Below are 3,892 nucleotides of genomic sequence, written 5' to 3'. Positions count from 1 at the left end.
AGTTACGGATGCGCAACGGGTGCGAAAGGGAGTGCCAGAGCTGCCCTTCTTCAAAAGTGTGATGCGAGCGTTATTACCGAAGCGTTTGTATATAAGCTTGAGAGCGATGCGACAAAGGTTACAAAAGCACACTACTATGATAGCGATATGAAGACGCATGAGATTAGTGCTAAAATATTTGTTTTAGCCGCACAAGCCATAGAGAGTTCACGCTTGCTCTTAAACTCAAAAAATAGCTTTTTTCCTTACGGTTTGGCAAACAACAACCATCAAGTAGGAAAAAACCTTATTTTCTCAGGCGGAGGAGCAGGGGAGGGGCGATTTCGTTTTGAAACACTTACGGATGAGCAACAAAAAGAGCTTATGGAGGTCGGTCTTTTCTTTAACCGCTCCTTGCAGCAGTGGTATGAGTATAAAAAGAGCAGTAAAAAAATCAAAGGCGGAACCATAGACTTTCTGTTTGAGCATCAAAATTTGGTTCCCCGCATAAAAAGAGCTTTTTATGATGAAGGGGGGAAAATTCTTTGGGGTAAGGCTCTTGAGCAAAAAATTCATAAAGAGCTTACGACTTCAAGAGTTTTGAATTTTGAAGTTTTTAATGACTGGCTTCCTACGGATGAGTGTTTTGTAGGTATTGAAGAGGAGGTTAAAGATAAGTACGGCATCCCTGTGGGCGCAATACATCTCTACAGCCATCCTCGTGATAGAGAAGTCGGCAATGACTTGGCAAAAAAAGCGGTGCAGGTGTTGGAGAAAATGGGAGCTACCGAGATAAGTTACTCTATCTCCTCTGCTCCTCCGCCAAATCTTGTGGCAGGCGGCTGCAGATTTGGAGAGAATCCTAAAACATCCGTACTCGATAAAAACTGCAAAGCGCATGCATTAGATAACCTTTATGTTACGGATGCTAGTTTTATGCCTACGGGAGGAAGTGTGCCCTATACATGGACTATCTATGCGAACGCTTTTCGTATAGCAGATATTTTACGCAAAAGATTGGAGTCTTAAATTTATACTTATGTGACAAATATTACATACTCTTTACTTTTCTTCTGTAATAATAGTGAAATAATCTCATAAAAAGGAGAGAAGATGTGTATCCCACATGGAGCCATGGGCTCGGTAGATAACGGATATGTCAAGGAAGAGAGACCTAGAAAAAGTGTAAAGAGAGTTTCTCAAGAAGTTTTTGAAAAAGGCGATCCCAACTTTGTAGATGAGAGAGTAAAACCTTATGAACCTCAAAAGAAAAAGAAAGGATTGTTAGAGTCGCTTTTTTCCTCTTGAGTTGATAACTGTTTTTTAAAGAGGCATACCCTCTTTACCTTCTGCAAGAGAGCTTAAAAAACTCTCCATGTCATACTTTACTCTGTATTCAGGGGTCATGATATGGATAAGAATATCACCCATATCAACAACAACCCAGTCACTGCTCTCATCTATGTTGATAAATTTTTCTGCTGGTTTAAGTTCAGTTTTTAGATGGTCTAAAAGAGCCATCGTATGTCTTGAGCCGAGTGATGATGCGATGATTGCATAATCTACAAAGTAGTTTTTCTCTCTAAGGTCAAAAACCTCTATGTTTTCTGCTTTGTTTTTGTCTAGGACTTCGGTTATTTTTTCTATTCTGTTTTGCAATAGTTTTCCTTGTAAAAATTATATATCTCTTTTGCACACTTTTTTGGCAACTTTGAGATCTCAACACACTCTCTAAGCTTGGTTGATGATATTTTCTCATCAACATCCAGTCTTAAAAACTGTTCTGGAATCTCAATATTGTCTCTTGGAACTACCATAAAAGTAACTAACTCTTTGAGTTCATCATATCTATCCCATTTCTCAAGGCAAGAGAGGTTGTCGGCACCGATTACAAGGTATATCTTCTTGTAACTCTCTAAAAGATGCTTTACGCTCTCTATTGTTGATACCGGTCTCTTTTGTAAAACTTCATACTCTGAAATTTCTACATTTTCATACTCGCCAAAAATCTCTCTTAGCCATACGACCCTTAAGGCCGAAGGAGCATAAAATTTTGACTTAAACGGATTTAGATATGTAGGCATTATTATAACTTTGTCAATATCTTTGAATTCTCTCAAAGCCTTAACTATTGCCTCGTGACCGATATGCGGCGGGTCAAAAGAGCCGCCAAAAAGTGCGATTGTATCCATATTTAAAGCGAATTATAACTAAGTTTAGGTAAAATTGCCCAATTTTTATTTTATTAGGAAATATAATGGCACTAAAGATAGCAATTAACGGATTTGGTAGAATCGGTCGTTGTGTGGCTCGTATTGCTGCAACAAGAGATGATGTAGAGATTGTAGCTATAAATGATATGGCAAGCATAGATATGATGCTTTATCTTCTCAAAAACGACTCTGTCCATGGAACATTTAAGAGCGAAGTAGTGCAGATTGATGGTGAAAACATCACGATTGATGGCAAAAATATTAGGGTTTTTAGTGATCGTGATCCAAAAAACCTCAAATTTGCCGAGTGCGGTGCAGATATGGTTTTAGAGTGTACGGGCGTATTTCTAAGCCAAAAAGATGCTCAGATCCATATTGATAACGGAATCAAAAAAGTTCTTTTCTCAGCTCCTGCAAAAGATGACACTCCTACGTTTGTTCTTGGCGTAAACGAGCATCTCTACGCTGGGCAAAACATAGTCTCTAACGCTTCATGTACGACAAACTGTCTTGGTCCTATAGCAAAAGTGCTTGATGATGCTTTTGGAATTGAAAAAGGTCTTATGACGACAATCCACTCATATACAAATGACCAAAATATTTTGGATGTGAAACACTCAAAAGATAAGCGCCGCGCACGCGCAGGCGCTATCAATATGATACCTACAACAACAGGTGCGGCAAAAGCTATAGGTCTTGTTCTTCCTCAACTTAAAGGCAAGCTTCATGGGCAAAGCGTTCGTGTTCCTACGCCAAACGTCTCCATGGTTGACTTAAACGTCATTGTTAAGAAAAACACTACAAAAGAGGAAGTGACTGCAGTATTTAATGACGCCGCTAATGGCTCTTTAAAAGGAATTATTCTTATGGACAAAGAGATGAGAGTTTCTCAGGATTTTGTCGGGTGTGAATACAGCTCTATCGTTGCAGAGGATTTGACTCAGGTAATTGATGGCAATATGGTCAAGGTTATGGCTTGGTACGACAATGAGTGGGGATACTCGACAAGACTTTTGGACATGGCTCTTCATATCAGTAAATAGGATAGAATTTGGAACTTTTAAATATTAAAAATTTAGATCTCGCAGGTAAAAAAGTTTTTATCAGATGCGATTTTAACGTACCGATGGATGAGTTTGGAAATATATCCGACGACCGACGTATACGCTCTGCTATGACTACCATAAACTACTGTCTTGATCAAGATTGTGCGGTCGTGCTTGGCTCTCATCTTGGGCGTCCAGAGGGGCAGATGGTTGAAAAATATTCGCTCATCTCCGTTGCTAGAAGAATCCAACATCTGCTAAAGAGAGAAGTTATTTTGGCAAAAGATGTTATCGGGGAAGATGCACTTTCAAAAGCAGCATCCCTGCAACAAGGAGAGGTTCTGCTCTTGGAAAATCTCCGTTATGAAGAGGGCGAGACAAAAAATGATGTAGAGCTCTCTAAAAAATTAGCTTCAATGGCTGATTTTTATATAAACGACGCGTTTGGAGTGAGTCATCGTGCCCACTCATCAGTAGAGGGAATAACGCATTTTTTTGATTCTCAGCATAAAGCAGCCGGATTTTTACTTCAAAAAGAGATACAATTTTTTGGCAAACTTATACAAAATCCTGTACGTCCTTTTGCGGCTATAGTAGGCGGTTCAAAGGTTTCAGGCAAGCTTGAAGCACTTATAAATCTTCTGCCTAGAGTAG

General features: G+C 39.3%; 6 protein-coding genes. 4 read left to right on the top strand and 2 right to left on the bottom strand.

The genetic code is table 11. The features are described 5' to 3' along the window. Both RQ763_RS10480 and RQ763_RS10475 read left to right on the top strand, forming a co-directional pair. Nucleotides 1-1,008: GMC oxidoreductase (locus RQ763_RS10480; RefSeq protein ID WP_314152898.1), on the top strand; the 1,008-nt coding region annotated here is incomplete at its 5' end. 84 nt (nucleotides 1,009-1,092) lie between these two features. Then, on the top strand, nucleotides 1,093-1,287 hold the full coding sequence (locus RQ763_RS10475) for a hypothetical protein (RefSeq protein WP_314152896.1): 195 nt from the start codon (nucleotides 1,093-1,095) through the stop codon (nucleotides 1,285-1,287). Nucleotides 1,288-1,302: 15 nt separating this feature from the next. Here RQ763_RS10475 and rsfS read toward each other — a convergent pair whose 3' ends face one another. Both rsfS and nadD read right to left on the bottom strand, forming a co-directional pair. Continuing rightward, on the bottom strand, nucleotides 1,303-1,638 hold the full coding sequence (rsfS, locus tag RQ763_RS10470; protein ID WP_314152894.1) for a ribosome silencing factor: 336 nt from the start codon (nucleotides 1,636-1,638) through the stop codon (nucleotides 1,303-1,305). Continuing rightward, nucleotides 1,623-2,171 carry a nicotinate (nicotinamide) nucleotide adenylyltransferase gene (gene nadD / locus RQ763_RS10465; protein ID WP_314152892.1) on the bottom strand — a complete coding sequence of 183 codons (549 nt, stop codon included), beginning with the start codon at nucleotides 2,169-2,171 and terminating at the stop codon, nucleotides 1,623-1,625. The genes rsfS and nadD overlap by 16 nt, the downstream gene beginning before the upstream one ends. 65 nt (nucleotides 2,172-2,236) lie before the next feature. On the opposite strand from nadD, the gene gap reads away from it, so the two are divergent. Beyond that, entirely contained in the window at nucleotides 2,237-3,235 is a 999-nt protein-coding gene (gene gap, locus RQ763_RS10460) for a type I glyceraldehyde-3-phosphate dehydrogenase (RefSeq protein WP_314152891.1), read from the top strand. Nucleotides 3,236-3,243: 8 nt separating this feature from the next. Then, a partial coding sequence (locus RQ763_RS10455) for a phosphoglycerate kinase (protein WP_314152889.1) occupies nucleotides 3,244-3,892 on the top strand: 649 nt, incomplete at its 3' end.

The sequence above is a fragment of the Sulfurimonas sp. genome, assembly GCF_032250635.1.
Lineage (GTDB): Bacteria > Campylobacterota > Campylobacteria > Campylobacterales > Sulfurimonadaceae > Sulfurimonas.
Note: the sequence above shows the minus strand (reverse complement) of the source record. Positions and strands in the feature narration are given on the sequence as shown.

Excerpts from the sequence above, each read along its gene's own strand:
- RQ763_RS10475 (WP_314152896.1), top strand. The coding sequence starts at position 1,093 with ATGTGTATCCCACATGGAGCCATGGGCTCGGTAGATAACGGATATGTC.
- nadD (WP_314152892.1), bottom strand. The coding sequence starts at position 2,171 with ATGGATACAATCGCACTTTTTGGCGGCTCTTTTGACCCGCCGCATATC.
- gap (WP_314152891.1), top strand. The coding sequence starts at position 2,237 with ATGGCACTAAAGATAGCAATTAACGGATTTGGTAGAATCGGTCGTTGT.